Genomic DNA, 14,042 nt, shown 5'->3' on the forward strand with positions numbered 1-14,042 from the left:
CCATTAAAGACCTTTATGGGTTTTCTTGTCCACTTATTTAACTTTTAACTTAAATATTACAATATACGTTTAGAAAAAAGACACTATTTTGATACTTTCAGTAAATAGATTAAAAACAGTACCGAAAATTTTTAAAAGTTTTGATTAATATAGTCTCTTCGAATTTAATTATAAAGTGTTCAGTGAATGTTTCATATTAGGATATTTTGAAATTTAAGAGCACAGGTGATAAATCAAAAAAAGACATGACTGCAAAATATTTTTGCAACCATGTCCAAATTTACATATGTGCTGATGATTTAAGCACGCTGAAAGATTTGAATGGCATTCAGTTGCTTTGCTACTGCCCAGATCAAGCCGATTTTGATAATGCCTGGCACTATGAATGCTACAAAACCAATGAGAAGGGCGCTGCCAAGATGAAGGTGGTTAAAGTACATTAACCATAAACTCCCAATGAGGAGCTGGGCGCTGGCCCCAATCACGTTAGCGATGATTAGATGCAGGGATGAGAACTTAGTGAGTTTCAGGTACCCACTAGTTAGAAGTCCATAAACTAGAAAGCCAATTAAATACCCACCCATGGGACTGTTAATAATTGCGATCCCACCTGTGTAGTTGGCAAAAACTGGAATGCCAGCAATCCCGATGATTAGGTAAGTAGAGATGATCAAGAGAGTTTCACCAACCGGAAGCATCGTGGCCACTAACCCGACGGCGAATGTTTGCATCGTAAGTGGAACCATTGGTAAAGGAATCGACAGTTGCGAACAGATGATGAGCATGGCGAGCATAATTCCATCTCGCGCGATTCGACGTGTTTTCATAGCAATCCTCATTTCATTAAAAGTTTTTACCAAATACTAATAAATCACGAAATTGACCTTTAATGTGCGATATCTTAGGGAGGTGTCCCCATTGCGAATATCCGCACGCTTTAAAAAGGTGTTGGCTAGGGGTGTTTTCAGCATAGATATAGGCAATCACTGTTTTAATTGCCAAGTGCTTTGTAATTTGTTGATCGACAAATTGGAGGAAATTACGTCCAAGGTGTTGGCCCTGGCATTCGCTCCGAACGTAGACAGCAATTTCAGCTGAATGAACATAGGCAGGGTGCGGGTAAAAATATTCTAATCCGCACCAGGCAATAATTTGCTGGCGATCGACCATCACCCAAAGTGGATGGGTATCGTCAAATTGCTGAAACCATTCTTGGCGATCGACCACCTCTAATAGGGCGGTGTCATCGTTCACTCCCAGAGGAATGGCCTGGTTAAAGATCTCAACGATTTGTGCCAAGTCGTCAATGGTTGCCATTCTTATTTGATATCCCATGCTACACCTCCTCATGCTAATTATTATCCTTCATTTAAGAGTGCGCGTCCACATTTAATCACGCGTCGGCGCAAATTAGAGACGGCCTGTTGGGAGATGTGCAGGCGCTCTGCAATTTCCGCTGGCGAATAATCAAGGTACACCAATTCTAAGTACCGCCGTTGCTGGTTGGTGAGGAGCGGTAGTAACTGCTGGAAAAATGATTAATTTCACAGTGACAAAATTGGCGGTCGACTGACTGGTCATGAAAAATTTTTGAGAACATATTTGGCATTTCTTCGTCATGATGATCATCATTTATCTGATCGATTGAAAATTGAATATGGTTTCGTTGAATTTGTTCAGCACGCAGTCTGTCTAATAAACGCCAGTACAAGCGCTGGTACAAGAACAAGCCAACTTTATTTGCATCTGTACACTTATGATTATGTTCATGAAAATCTTGCAGTGCTAAAGACATGATTAAATGCGCTTCTTGTTCATAGTCAGCACGGTACGGATGATAAGGGTAGATATGTAATCGTTTTAAGACACCATAAATAATTCGTTGATATTCGACATTTTGACTGACAATTGTTAAATAGTAATTTAATTCTTGATTCATATTGAGAACCTCCAAATGATTACTCGGGCCCGGTAAGCATGATCTTAAGCCAAATCAAATGGGAAATACGATTTGCAAAATCATGGCAAAGTAAGTCAAAAATTAGCTATTTGGAGTCAAAAATGAATATTGCTGATTAAACTGAATCAGAATCGCACACTTTATCTCAACACTTCACAAAAGTGAAACTTGCTGAGCAGCTGCTTAGTGAAGTTCAAACAAAAAGGTATTGACAGAGAAAACGGATTCCCGTAAATTATTTTCCAGCAAGAAGGCCGGCCCTTGTGAAACCATAAATCAGGAGGTTTATTGATGACAGACAGTCCGTTTTACGAAACGCCAACATTTGCCACCATTGAACAATTAAAAACGGGAAGAATTGAGCAGGTAGATCATTATCAACTCACCTGGAATAACTTCCTATTACTGACGAAGTATCAAGAGTACAAGACTTTTATTCTGTTAAATAATGGATATCGGTTAGTGATTAACCGCTCTATTAAGCAGGTCCTGCGCGATTTTTCTCACACTAACCACTGTTATGCGCGCTGTAATATTCCGTACTATGAGATGCTCGGGGAACGTAACCCGATTAAGTCTTACGTGGCGGGAAGAAATCGGTTAGTGCCATCCATGGGGACTAATAATGCTGAAGTGGTGTATTACATGGCAAAGCCGATGAAGATGCACTACTATTCTGAGCTGCAACAGGGGATGATGTTGATGTTTGAGACCAGCAAATTCGCTATAAATGTGATGCTCCCGGCATACGCTAACAAATTTCAGAAGATACTGGCACAGGCGGATGAAATTTCACATATGCATTTGTTAGAATTACGTGAAAAATTGTTGCGGTATGGGATGGAAGAAGAGTGTAATTGCCTGGTTAATGAGTACTTTCTTCACTCAGAACTGACGAAAAAAGCTTACGAAATCAAGCGCCACGTCTACAGTTACGTCCTAAACAACCTTTATGAAAGTCTGTATGGAGAACGGATGGGTGATCAGGAAATGAGAAGACTTCTGGATATTTTATTTGATACTTGGAAACGATAATTAACATATGTAGTGCTTTTAATTACTCACTGGTCTTTGCTATAATATACGCAACATGAAACGCTTTCGGCAAAAGAGAACATTATGAGGGCATTGATGGTATTATGAAAATTATTGATAATTCAGTTGTTTTTAACATGTATCAAATGAAGGTTAAAGACGAATTCCGGAGTAGCTTTAACGAAGTTGGTAAACGGAATATGGTGACTTCATCGACCATTGAAAGTGGAACTTTGGGCATGTATAACACGATGAACGATGCTGGGGAAAACCTCCTCTTCGAGTTATACGAGGACCAAAGGGCGTATGACAAGCACGTTCAGTCACAACAATCGAAGGATTTCCAACGGGTAGTTTCTGAAGGTGCAACGGATGTGAGTCGGGTTGAACTGGTACCGGAATTTTTAGGTGAACAAGATGTTTCATTGAATACCACGACTGATAATCGGCTGTGGGTTAATGTTGTGCGTTTTACCGTGAAGGATGGCAAACAAGATCAGTTCAAGCAGATTCTGATTCCTTACTTGAAAAAGGCAATGAAGGCGGAAACTGAAATACTGGTTTGTTACGTGTCACACGTTAAGGATCAGCCGAATAAGTGGATGACCTTCCAGGTTTTCCAAAATGATGATACCTTTAAGAAATACGTTAATTCGGATGGCTTCCATCAAGTGCTGGATGAATTGACGCCATTGTTTGAAGAACGAGAGTTAGAACAATTGGACGGCCAGGTATTAATTAATCAAGGGCACTACTAAAATTCAATTACGATGGGTCAAGTTAGAAATAACTTGGCCTTTTTTGGTTGAGATGGGATATGATATTAATTGTAATTATGGCTAACGGAGATATGAAATCATGGATCGTTTAATGAAGTTGATAACATTTTGGTGTGGCATTTCGTGCATTGTGGTAATTATTATTCAGTGCCTGTTGCCAAGCGCAAATTTATTAGCATTAGTTATTACGTTGGGATTAGTATTCTATCAACTAGGAATGCGATTATTGATTGGAAATGTTGTTGAACGTTTTTTTCCAAAACGGTTCTCTTATGATCATGGCTGGTTTAGTGTTCGTCCTGGTGAGATAAAGTTATACCATTGCTTGAAAGTGAAACAGTGGAAGAAACATTTACCCACCTATGATCCGGACAAGTATGATGTGCATAAACATAGCGTTGAAGAGATTATTCAAACGATGTGTTGTGCTGAATTGGATCATGAGCTAATGATGGTTTTCAGTTATCTGCCTGTCATATTAATTTGGTGGTTTGGCGATCCAGCAGTGTTTATCATTACTTCGGTAGTGGCAAGCTTGATTGAACTACCCTTTATTGTGATGCAACGGTTTAACCGAAACAGACTCGTGAAGATTGCGAAGAGAAAAGCGCGGTTAGGGAGTAGAAAATAAGAGAATAAAAAGGTGAGAGGTTATTAATGAGTAAAGAAATTGGAAGTCCAATTATTTTTGAAACAAAATATAATAGAAACAATGCAACTAAATTAGATGAGAACATTTCATCGAATATTGCGGATGAGGAGAAGCAAAATTTATTAATTAACTATCCGACAGTCTACATTATTAATGAGCCCAATGGGTCAAAAAGAGTTAATTACACGGTATATGTAGGTGAAACAAATGATATTCAAAGAAGAACATTACAGCATTTAGATGCTGATCCCCAAAATCGTGAAGACTGGGAACAATTGCGCGAAAATAATGACGCTTTGATGTTTATTATTGGTCATCAGCATTTTAATAAATCTTTGACTTTAGATATTGAAAATCGGATGATGCATTATCTTGCAGGTGTAAATGTGGTTAGTCATTTGAATAATCGTCGTGAAAATGCGCAAAACGATTATTATACTTCTGAAGAAATGGTACCGATTTTTAATAAGATTTGGCGGAAACTTCATCGATCGATGCCTGATTTATTTCCACTTCAAAGAATTATTGAGGAGTCAGCCTTATTTAAAGTTTCTCCGTTCCATAAATTAACCCGTAATCAAATACACGCAAAAGACGAGATTTTAAATATTGTAGATAAATCATTAAGTACGGGAAAAGAAAACCAATTAATCTTAGTTCAAGGTGAAGCTGGTGCTGGTAAAACTGTTTTAATGAGCAATATTTTTTATGACTTAGCAAAAAAAGATCATCATTCATTATCAGTTGCAATGATGGTTAATCATCCTCAACAGGAAAAAGTTTACAAACAAATTGCTTCCAAATTAGACCTTGGTGATAATGCTGAAGTTATCAAAGTTCCAACGTTTATTGATAAATGCTCACCAGATAAACCCGTTTATATTGCTTTTATTGATGAAGCGCATTTGTTGTTAACTCAGAGAAGCCAAGCTTATCATAAACACGGAACTAATGAATTATTAGATATTATTAAAAGGGCCAAAGTAGTAATTGCAGTCTACGATGAACATCAAGTTCTTAGACTAAGTCAAATTATTGAGAAAGATGATCATAAGTTAATTGATAACTACGTGGATTATCGGGTAACTTTAAAAAATCAAATGCGAATTGATGCTTCGCAAGCCATGATTAATTGGTTGAGAAATTTGATCGATAATCAAGAAATAACAACAGCTCCATTGGATAATAGTTATGATTTACGAGTGTTTGATGATCCGGCCGAAATGTAATCAGCAATTCAAAAGAAAGCTACAAAAGACGAAACTAATGGAATTAGTCGAATGTTAGCAACTTTTGATTGGCCATATTCAAGTTCTAAGAAAAAGAATGGAGAACTTTGGGAAGTTAGAGAAGGCAATTGACATATGCCTTGGAATTTACAAATTAAACCTAACAAAGAAGATAAGCGTCAAATTAATGGAATTAAGTATTCAGATTTGTCTTGGGCTGAACAACCACATACTATTAACGAGATTGGGTCAACATTCACAATCCAAGGCTCAGATTTAAATTACGCTGGTGTTGAAATTGGTCCATCCGTAAAATATCGGGATGGTAAAATTATTTTTGACCCTTCAGCTAGTTCAAATAAAAACGCTATTCAAAATCGTACGATGCATGATAATTCTAAGAAGAGTTTTGGTGAACAACTGCTAAGGAATGAACTCAATGTTCTATTGACTGTAGGAATTCATGGCTTATATCTACATGCAGTAGATCCGCAGCTCCAAGCTGCTTTAAAGGAAGCAATTCGTCGAATTTAGCAATACAAAAATAGTTGCTTTTAAATTTATCATAATATGAGGTATATAGAAGAGTGGATGAGAAACAAAAAGCAGACTGATTCCGACTGAATATCGGAGTCAATCTGCATATTAGAACTTTTTAAGATACCTAATTAATTATTGCGTGGCTCTCTTTCATATGGAGAGCTTTTTTCTATTTACATTTTTGTTGATCATTTACTTTTCAAACTACCATCTTTTAACTTTCGATGCACCCAACGTTTTTCAGAAATTTTTCCAAGGATACCATCAATAAGGAAAATGATGACTAAAATTAAGAATATCCATGGAAAATTGACAGGGGGTAGCAATTTCATTTTTTAAGAATGTAATTTTCAATGGCAAGTCTGCAAAAGGCATATTAGGCGAATCACACACAAGACCAACAGTAAGCAGATTATTATCATAACAATTGTTAGCGTCATCTCCGAATAATTTAGTCTCGCATGAAAGCTTGCCACAAAGGATGATTATTAGATGGCTTTTTAGAATTAATCAATCTGGTGAAGCTTTCATCATAGGATAGGAACGTCACGATGATTGCTAAACCTAATACAAAAAAGTATCAAAATATCAAAGGGTGTGCTAGTGTAAGCCAACGCTGATATGGTAAAGAACCATAATGCGATAATTAAATACGCTCACAATAAATGTGGGCATATCTTAACTTCACATCGTTTTCAGATAAATATTACCTAACTTAATTAAAATGTCTACCCAATTATGTCGAAGTTAGGTGTTAAAGATAAGCATTTAATCGGATTTTTTAACGATGGTGTGTGACTAATCTGAAAAAACAGTAATAGGGTCTAGCGTTCGATTGCCGAGCACTAGACCCTATTACTGTATTGTAATGTTTATATTTAATAATTTTTACCTGACCTATGTCTCAGTTTCAATTAGTGCCATTAAGTAGGAGGTTCTACTAATATTTCAGATTTACATTTATACAAAATATGCCTGATAAAAGTAAATTCCAGCTTGAATTATTGATAAGATGGCGATGACCCACCTGATTGCTTTCTCTGGGACATTACGGACAATAATTGGTCCTAGATATCCGCCAATGAACATGCCAATCGCTAATGGATTTGCGTAAAGCCAGTAAATGTGGGAAGTAAATGAATAAATTATTAGGGCCGTTAAATTTGTTAGTCCACAAACCGCATTTTTGATTGCATTAGTTACTAGAAAATTACTGCTATTCAGGTAAGTTAGCAAGACAAGGATAACAACCCCACTTGCGGCACCAAAATAACCTGCGTAAATCCCAACCAGAATTAGCATAAACATGAAAAATAATTTTTTCCATGACGATGGGATTTCTTGGGTTAGTGCCTTTTTTCGACCCGAAATAATAATCATTGTGCCAGCAAGGAGGATAAAAAAGGGGACAACCTTCTCAAATACCTTTGCAGGAAACGATAAGAGGAGAAAACAGCCAATTATGGAACCAACTACTGTGAAGATGGCGTAGTAGCTGACTTGTTTCCAGTGACCATGGAGTTCTCGACCGGATGAAAGGATAGCACCAAGACTGTTCCAGATTAGGGCTGCATCATTTGTAACGTTGGCATAAACCGGTGGTATCCCTAGACTAAGAAGTAGTGGGTATGATGCAAGTGATGCGAATGATGCGGCGGAGGACAAGACACCAGCCACAATTCCACCAAGAATAACATAAATAATAATTCCAATTAAATGTAGATTAAACAACGACGATTTTCCTTTCTAATTTGTATATGAAAACCACTATTCTTAGAATTAATGTTCTAAGAACATCAACCGTTTTATTTATAACTATCTTGCCAACCTTAATAATTTTTTGCATTATCAGAGGCTTCCAGATTAGCTAGGGCCTTATCAATATCATCTTTTTGAAGCTCAAATTCTCGAGCCAGTTCTGCTTTGGAATATGTCTTATGACCGTTTCCTTCTCCCATGTGGTCACCTTCAATTTCATCATAAGTAACATTAACATGATCTCCATCAACTTGTAGTTCCGTTGTATGGGCACCGAATCCAATTCGACGACCATTGGTAATAGGATGCCATACTACTGCGTTATCTTTTTCATTTGGATCTAGGTTCACTAAGTTTTGAAGCATTTCGTTACTTTGATCGTTACTATCAGAGTTATCGTCAGTAAGTTTCAGGAAAGCCATTAATTCATATTCTTCATCAGAAAACTTTTCCTGAGGTGCCTGGCTTGATGATTGCGAAGAAGCAGAAGAATGGTTATTGCTAATTCTGCTAGACGATTGGGTAGCCTGTTGATGGTTGGAACTATTGTTACTTCTCATCCCCATCATAAACAATAGGATAGCGATTAAGATAACAATAATTCCAATTAGGATCATAATTAATTTGGAATGATGATTGCTGGTGATGGGAACGTTATTCAGTGGTGCTTGACAATTTCCACAAAAGTTAGCATCCGCTTTATTCTTATAACCACATTTTGGGCAAATTTTCATGTTGTACTCCTTAATCCTTGCTTTGTAAATGAATGTGTTGAGCCTTATCCTTTATTTGACCAGCAGCACCCTTGTTATTAATGTCAGAGATGATGTCACGAAGGTTATCAGTGGCAACCGGATCCTTATCTTTGTCTTCGTTTCTGGTGTTAGCATTATAGAAAGCAACTTCACCATCAGACCCAACAGTATAAATTGCCATAGCACCACCGTTCATATTACTAGGACGCAGGATCCAGGAATTACCACGACCCTTAACTTTTAAATGGTCGGCATTGTCTTCTTGGTAGATCTCCAGATCGCTATAAGAAGAGAAGAGTCCTTTCCAAACTCCTTTGTGAACATCATGGTCACCATAATAAGCGATGGCGGCTGCAGTTTGCATTGGTGTGATGGTGTTATAGTCTAAACTGTCTGATGATCTTGAACTTTCACTAGATGAGTTTGTTTGGGAACTCGATTGCACAGTATTATTGCGTCTATTTTGGGTTGATTGAACAGGTGAGGTGCTGAACATTTTTCCCGCAAAATAAGCACCAATAAAGATGCATAAAACAACTCCGGCAATCAGTACCCATTTAATTCTTTTCAATTTAAAAACTCCTCAATAACATATTTCGACAGGGAGAAATAATAATCCCAATAGCAGTCAAACAGGAATTATTATACTATAAATTGATGATTGCTAATACACTCCAATTGGCTAGAGACTCATTACGATCAAATAAGGATTGATAAATGAATCTTTTGTGTTGTTTAATGAATATAATATTGAAATTGGGAGGAAATGTTTTGAACAATAAGAGCCAATTTAACTTTTATGCTCAACATGAAAGTAATCACCGGAGGACCAGACTTATAAATTGTCTGTTGCCAGTTGTATTGTTAATAGTTTTTTTGGTGATTTATTGTTTCTTCGTATGGGGGAATACTGACGACGAAGTAACTTTTGGACAAGCATTTATGACAACGATGACCCCAGGAATGTTTAAGTTCTTTGCGTTTGTTTTTGTTGTTTAGTGGATAGTAATTTTAATTTGGACTCGCAATATTTTAAATAATCCCATTTCTGCTGTGATGGATGCCAGTCATGCTACGCAGGTGGATGACCAGTTAATGTCAGCAGATCCTAAGGTTAAGATGTTTGACAACGTTGTAACTGAATTGGCACTAGCTTATGGAATGAAGAAGCCGGCAACATTTATCGTTGAAGGCACCCAGGAGCCCAATGCATTTGCTACGGGTAACCCTGATCGTTCTGGCGTGGCCATCACCAGACCATTGTTAGATATGTTGAACCGTGAAGAATTATCCGGTGTGATGGGTCATGAATTAGCACACATTGCGGCTGAAGATTCCCAAACTACCATGCGGTTCGCATTATTTGTATCAGGACTGTCCTTTGTTGTTATTATGGGATGGGCCTTAGTAAGATTCGGCCTATTATTTATCGCTGATAGCGATGATGAACATGGTTGGCAATCCAAAGCAGTGGTTGGCTGTTTTAGCATTATGGGGTTGGTTGTTGTGATTGCTGGTTATATAGGTAAACTATGTGCGATATTGTTAAAGTTTGCGATGTCGCGGACGAGGGAATATGATGCGGATGCTATGTCAGCCAAGGTTAATCAGAACCCAAATGGACTGATTCAATCCTTATATAAAATTGATGACTGGGTTGCTCAGCAATCTGGAAAAATAGATTCAGAATTATCCCCAAAATTCAGTAACCTATATTTAGTGGATACTAAGACCCATCTGTTGGATAACCATCCTAGCACCAAGGATCGAATCGAACGATTAAAAGAAGTATAGTGGTAACTGTTAAAGGGTGACTCAGTTAACTTTTCCATTAATAAGAGTATAATAAAATTTGTAATATTATTGGTGGAGGATATTATGAAACGTAAATCTTTATATTTAATCGGTTCGGTTGCTGTGTTGTCTTTGATGTTAGCAGGATGTGGAAAAAGTTCGCCAACTAATCACAGTACGCAAACACAGTCAAGTAGTTCAACTACTAAAACAGTGAGCCAATCAAGTCAATCTAATAATCAATCTGATTCCAAACAATCTTCAGAATTGTGGAATGATTCGAAGGACCAACAATTATCTGAATTCATTAACAAGTGGGCGCCCACAATGGGACAATCATATACAAAGTATGATGGTCAAAACGATTTGAGAACAAAGTCCGGAATACACTACCCAAGTGATTTAGGTCAAACCACGGTTAATGGTTCAAATGACTCAATTGGTTGGGCACCATCAGGTAAGGGATCCTATGATTATAACGTGGTGGCACTTTATAACTATGATCGGCCAGGCAATGCTGCTACTCACATTACATATGCCTTTGCATTCCATGATGGCCAACCAGTTGCTTTAGTGGATCAAAGCACTAACGGTACCCCAGATTGGACACCAACGAAGAACGCAGACGTTGCAAGTAACTTTGAACGGATTGCAAATAATAAATAGCAAACTAAAAAACGGATTGACTCCGATTAAGTATCGGAATCAGTCCGCTTTTTGAATTTATAGTAGGAGGGAATTAATTAAAGGAATGCCATGTTCTAATAACCTCTTTATTAACATCTCTCACAATGAGCGTATAATAAATTCCGGAAAATTATTTTGGAGGATATTATGAAACATAAATCGCTATATCTAATTGGATCGGTTGCTATGTTGTCGTTAATGCTAGCTGGTTGTGGCAAAAGTTCACCAACTAATCATAGTATGCAATCGCAGTCTAATTCGACGACGCAAACAACGGGAAAGAACTCGTCCATACAGTCTTCACAATTATGGGATAAGTCCAAGGATCAACAGTTATCAGATTTTATCAATCAGTGGGCACCAACGATGGGCCAGTCTTATACTAAATATGATGGTCACACTGACATTAGAACTAAATCTGGGATGCATTATCCGAGTGATTTTGATCAAACTACTGTGAATGGAACCCATGATTCAATGGGATGGGCACCTTCTGGTAAAGGTTCCTACGATTACAATGTTGTTGCTCTGTATAACTACGACCGTCCAGGCGGTGCCGCTGGTCATATTACATACGCCTTCGCATTCCATGATGGACAACCAGTCGCACTAGTTGACCAAAGTACAAACGGCACTGCTAACTGGACACCAACTAAGAATGCGGATGTATCTAGTAACTTTGCACGGATTGCTAACGGTAGTGGATCCAGTACTAAATCACAATCAAGCTCGTCTAATAGTAATTCTCAATCGAGTTCTGTTGATGATAAAACGGTTGGTGTTTTGGTAGCACTTTTGCAAAATCCAAACTGGTTTAAGGAATATCTTAACAGTGGCGATATGCATTATGGTGCTAATAGTGACAATAGTGGTGAAGTGAACGGATACAGTTACGTTACTTCTAATGGTGATCCAGAAAGCTACATTTACTTCAAACGCAATGGCGATAACGTCACCATTAAGCAATGGACGACAGAAGGCGATGAATCAGTGGCAGACGGTCATTTTGAATCCAGAACGGTTAGTCTAAAGCGCCTTGAAAATGATTATTACTCAAATGCCAGCAAGAGGGCCGAAGTGAACGGCTACGTAAGTAAGTTAAAACAATAAAGAAAGAAACAGCTCGCAAAGGATGGTGCAATCCTCTTTGCGAGCTTTGTTTATGGTAAAAGAAGGAATATGTTACTTTTGAAAGCGAATTCATAGTATAATAAAATTACTATGTTACTTATTTTTAGGAGGTAAATCGCATGGAAATTAAAAACGTTGTAATTGCTGGTGCAGGGGTTCTCGGTAGTCAAATTGCCTTTCAAGCTGCTCGTTTTGGTTATCAAGTTAAGATTTGGAATCGGCATGTTGACCGGGCTGAAAAGCGCTTAGCCAATATCAAAGGCCAGTTTATGAAAGATATGGATAAGACTGCTGAAGATTATGAAAATGCAATGGATAACATTGTTGAGGTCAGCAATGATCTACCATCAATGGTATCTGACGCTGATTTGGTCATTGAAGCCGTTTCGGAATCTGTTGAAATCAAAAAGGCATTTTTTGAAGAATTAAATGAAGCCTTACCAGATCACACTATCGTTGCAAGTAACTCTTCAACATTCATGCCAAGTCAGTTAGTTAAGTTTACTAACTATCCAGAACGCTTCTTGCACATGCACTACGCTAACCATATTTGGTTGCATAACGTAACTGAAATCGTTGGTACTCCAGAAACTTCAAAGGACGTTATCGATGCGGTTGTTAAATTCACGCGTTCTATCGACATGGTGCCAATTGTTCTGAAGAAGGAAAACCCTGGCTATGTTATGAACGCGCTTCTGATTCCATTATTAAATGCTGCTCAATCACTTTGGGCTCGTGGTGTTGCTGACCCACACACGATTGACAAGGACTGGATGCTGTCTAACGGTTCACCAATGGGACCATTCATGATCTTGGATGTTGTTGGTCTGCGAACTGCTTATGAAATCGTTGAAAATCAATACCAAAAGACGAAGGATCCACTGGCTAAAAAGATTGGCGATAACTTAAAGGCCATGATTGATGAAGGGCACACTGGTGTTGAATCAGGTCAAGGGTTCTACCATTATCCAAACCCAGAATACAAGGATCCTGAATTCTGGAAGTAATGTCAAAATCTGATCACTGTGATCGTACATTGTCATAAAAAAACAAGTCTCTCGATATTAATTATCGGGGGACTTGTTTTAAGTAGGATATAAATATTAATAGAACTTGGCTGAAATATCTGCAGTGGAATTACTCATTAATTCCAAAACCACCATCCCAACCAATTTGCTTGCTGGCGGCAAGGGTCATCTGCATAAAGCCAACTGATTCCAATTCACGGGCGCGGCTTAGCTTCCCAGCATCCATTACCTTTAATGGACTCTTGGATAAGGCATCTTTAAGTACATTTTTGGCATCTTGGTCATCCCCAGCAACAAGGACAGCTGTAACATTATTGCCAACTTTGCCACTCATCAAAGTTGCTGCAAAGTTAGTGTTGAATGCCTTTAATACTTTACTGTTTGGCAAATCGGCTTGTAGTTGTTGAGCAGCTGAACTATCTGCAGGAACTACCAATTCATCCCAGGTATCAAAGTTGAGTGGGTTGGTAATGTCAACCACGACCTTACCTGATAATTCTTGTTGGTATTGTTGAGCAATCTTTTCTAAAGCAGGGTACGGAACCGCCATGATTACCAAGTCACCGAATTGTTGAACAGTATCGTGTGACCCATAATAGGAAACGTCATTGCCCATTTCTAAGTTGTGACCAATTGCCTTTGCCATATTACCTTTACCAAAAATAGTGATTTCCATTTGTAATTGCCTCCTAGC

The 14,042-nt window shown here is 38.0% G+C and carries 16 protein-coding genes and 1 pseudogene; 9 read left to right on the forward strand and 8 right to left on the reverse strand.

Annotation, left to right across the window (positions count from 1 at the left end; all coding sequences use genetic code 11):
* Positions 1-299 precede the first annotated feature (299 nt).
* The 4 genes from H5975_RS05335 to H5975_RS05350 are packed head-to-tail and all read right to left on the reverse strand — an operon-like array spanning position 300 to position 1,939.
* Positions 300-827 (reverse strand): biotin transporter BioY, encoded by a 528-nt coding sequence (locus H5975_RS05335; RefSeq protein WP_204785188.1) that lies wholly within the window; start codon positions 825-827, stop codon positions 300-302.
* Positions 828-843: 16 nt separating this feature from the next.
* The gene (locus tag H5975_RS05340; RefSeq protein ID WP_204785189.1) at positions 844-1,335 is read right to left on the reverse strand and encodes a GNAT family N-acetyltransferase; all 492 of its coding nucleotides are present in this window, start codon (positions 1,333-1,335) and stop codon (positions 844-846) included.
* A 23-nt stretch (positions 1,336-1,358) separates the two neighbouring features.
* A complete protein-coding gene (locus H5975_RS09260; protein WP_369681384.1) occupies positions 1,359-1,478 on the reverse strand; it encodes a hypothetical protein in 120 nt (39 codons plus the stop codon).
* A gap of 5 nt (positions 1,479-1,483) precedes the next feature.
* Positions 1,484-1,939 carry a hypothetical protein gene (locus H5975_RS05350; RefSeq protein WP_204785190.1) on the reverse strand — a complete coding sequence of 152 codons (456 nt, stop codon included), beginning with the start codon at positions 1,937-1,939 and terminating at the stop codon, positions 1,484-1,486.
* Between the two features lie 312 nt (positions 1,940-2,251).
* Here H5975_RS05350 and H5975_RS05355 point away from each other — a divergent pair, with 312 nt between their 5' ends.
* From H5975_RS05355 to H5975_RS05370, 4 genes and pseudogenes are all read left to right on the forward strand, one after another.
* Complete coding sequence (locus H5975_RS05355) at positions 2,252-2,995, forward strand: hypothetical protein (protein ID WP_204785191.1); 744 nt, start codon at positions 2,252-2,254, stop codon at positions 2,993-2,995.
* Positions 2,996-3,099: 104 nt separating this feature from the next.
* Entirely contained in the window at positions 3,100-3,753 is a 654-nt protein-coding gene (locus H5975_RS05360) for an antibiotic biosynthesis monooxygenase (RefSeq protein ID WP_204785192.1), read from the forward strand.
* Between the two features lie 100 nt (positions 3,754-3,853).
* Complete coding sequence (locus tag H5975_RS05365) at positions 3,854-4,405, forward strand: hypothetical protein (RefSeq protein WP_204785193.1); 552 nt, start codon at positions 3,854-3,856, stop codon at positions 4,403-4,405.
* Positions 4,406-4,431: 26 nt separating this feature from the next.
* Positions 4,432-6,189: pseudogene (locus tag H5975_RS05370) on the forward strand (DUF2075 domain-containing protein).
* 966 nt (positions 6,190-7,155) lie between these two features.
* Here H5975_RS05370 and H5975_RS05375 read toward each other — a convergent pair.
* From H5975_RS05375 to H5975_RS05385, 3 genes are all read right to left on the reverse strand, one after another.
* Positions 7,156-7,926: a sulfite exporter TauE/SafE family protein gene (locus tag H5975_RS05375; RefSeq protein WP_239459626.1), complete on the reverse strand. Its 771-nt coding sequence runs from the start codon at positions 7,924-7,926 to the stop codon at positions 7,156-7,158.
* Between the two features lie 98 nt (positions 7,927-8,024).
* A complete protein-coding gene (locus H5975_RS05380) occupies positions 8,025-8,687 on the reverse strand; it encodes a zinc ribbon domain-containing protein (protein ID WP_204785194.1) in 663 nt (220 codons plus the stop codon).
* A gap of 10 nt (positions 8,688-8,697) precedes the next feature.
* On the reverse strand, positions 8,698-9,279 hold the full coding sequence (locus H5975_RS05385) for a hypothetical protein (protein WP_204785195.1): 582 nt from the start codon (positions 9,277-9,279) through the stop codon (positions 8,698-8,700).
* Between the two features lie 200 nt (positions 9,280-9,479).
* Here H5975_RS05385 and H5975_RS05390 point away from each other — a divergent pair, with 200 nt between their 5' ends.
* The 5 genes from H5975_RS05390 (at position 9,480) to H5975_RS05410 (ending at position 13,327) form a co-directional block, all read left to right on the forward strand.
* A complete protein-coding gene (locus tag H5975_RS05390) occupies positions 9,480-9,707 on the forward strand; it encodes a hypothetical protein (protein WP_204785196.1) in 228 nt (75 codons plus the stop codon).
* 96 nt (positions 9,708-9,803) lie between these two features.
* Positions 9,804-10,502, forward strand: a complete 699-nt coding sequence (locus H5975_RS05395; RefSeq protein WP_204785197.1) for a M48 family metalloprotease — start codon at positions 9,804-9,806, stop codon at positions 10,500-10,502.
* 84 nt (positions 10,503-10,586) lie between these two features.
* Entirely contained in the window at positions 10,587-11,168 is a 582-nt protein-coding gene (locus H5975_RS05400) for a DUF4767 domain-containing protein (protein WP_204785198.1), read from the forward strand.
* 168 nt (positions 11,169-11,336) lie between these two features.
* Positions 11,337-12,299 carry an Lreu_0056 family protein gene (locus H5975_RS05405; protein WP_204785199.1) on the forward strand — a complete coding sequence of 321 codons (963 nt, stop codon included), beginning with the start codon at positions 11,337-11,339 and terminating at the stop codon, positions 12,297-12,299.
* Positions 12,300-12,439: 140 nt separating this feature from the next.
* The gene (locus tag H5975_RS05410) at positions 12,440-13,327 is read left to right on the forward strand and encodes a 3-hydroxyacyl-CoA dehydrogenase (RefSeq protein WP_204785200.1); all 888 of its coding nucleotides are present in this window, start codon (positions 12,440-12,442) and stop codon (positions 13,325-13,327) included.
* Positions 13,328-13,457: 130 nt separating this feature from the next.
* On the opposite strand, the gene H5975_RS05415 is transcribed toward H5975_RS05410, so the two are convergent.
* A complete protein-coding gene (locus H5975_RS05415; protein WP_204785201.1) occupies positions 13,458-14,024 on the reverse strand; it encodes an NADPH-dependent F420 reductase in 567 nt (188 codons plus the stop codon).
* Positions 14,025-14,042: the final 18 nt, after the last annotated feature.

Origin of the sequence: Limosilactobacillus coleohominis (genome assembly GCF_016901675.1) — a bacterium.
GTDB lineage: Bacteria > Bacillota > Bacilli > Lactobacillales > Lactobacillaceae > Limosilactobacillus > Limosilactobacillus intestinavium.

Excerpts from the sequence above, each read along its gene's own strand:
- H5975_RS05380 (WP_204785194.1), bottom strand. The coding sequence starts at position 8,687 with ATGAAAATTTGCCCAAAATGTGGTTATAAGAATAAAGCGGATGCTAAC.
- H5975_RS05340 (WP_204785189.1), bottom strand. The coding sequence starts at position 1,335 with ATGGGATATCAAATAAGAATGGCAACCATTGACGACTTGGCACAAATC.
- H5975_RS05415 (WP_204785201.1), bottom strand. The coding sequence starts at position 14,024 with ATGGAAATCACTATTTTTGGTAAAGGTAATATGGCAAAGGCAATTGGT.
- H5975_RS05355 (WP_204785191.1), top strand. The coding sequence starts at position 2,252 with ATGACAGACAGTCCGTTTTACGAAACGCCAACATTTGCCACCATTGAA.
- H5975_RS05405 (WP_204785199.1), top strand. The coding sequence starts at position 11,337 with ATGAAACATAAATCGCTATATCTAATTGGATCGGTTGCTATGTTGTCG.
- H5975_RS05395 (WP_204785197.1), top strand. The coding sequence starts at position 9,804 with ATGTCAGCAGATCCTAAGGTTAAGATGTTTGACAACGTTGTAACTGAA.
- H5975_RS05400 (WP_204785198.1), top strand. The coding sequence starts at position 10,587 with ATGAAACGTAAATCTTTATATTTAATCGGTTCGGTTGCTGTGTTGTCT.
- H5975_RS05350 (WP_204785190.1), bottom strand. The coding sequence starts at position 1,939 with ATGAATCAAGAATTAAATTACTATTTAACAATTGTCAGTCAAAATGTC.
- H5975_RS05360 (WP_204785192.1), top strand. The coding sequence starts at position 3,100 with ATGAAAATTATTGATAATTCAGTTGTTTTTAACATGTATCAAATGAAG.
- H5975_RS05335 (WP_204785188.1), bottom strand. The coding sequence starts at position 827 with ATGAAAACACGTCGAATCGCGCGAGATGGAATTATGCTCGCCATGCTC.
- H5975_RS05410 (WP_204785200.1), top strand. The coding sequence starts at position 12,440 with ATGGAAATTAAAAACGTTGTAATTGCTGGTGCAGGGGTTCTCGGTAGT.
- H5975_RS05365 (WP_204785193.1), top strand. The coding sequence starts at position 3,854 with ATGGATCGTTTAATGAAGTTGATAACATTTTGGTGTGGCATTTCGTGC.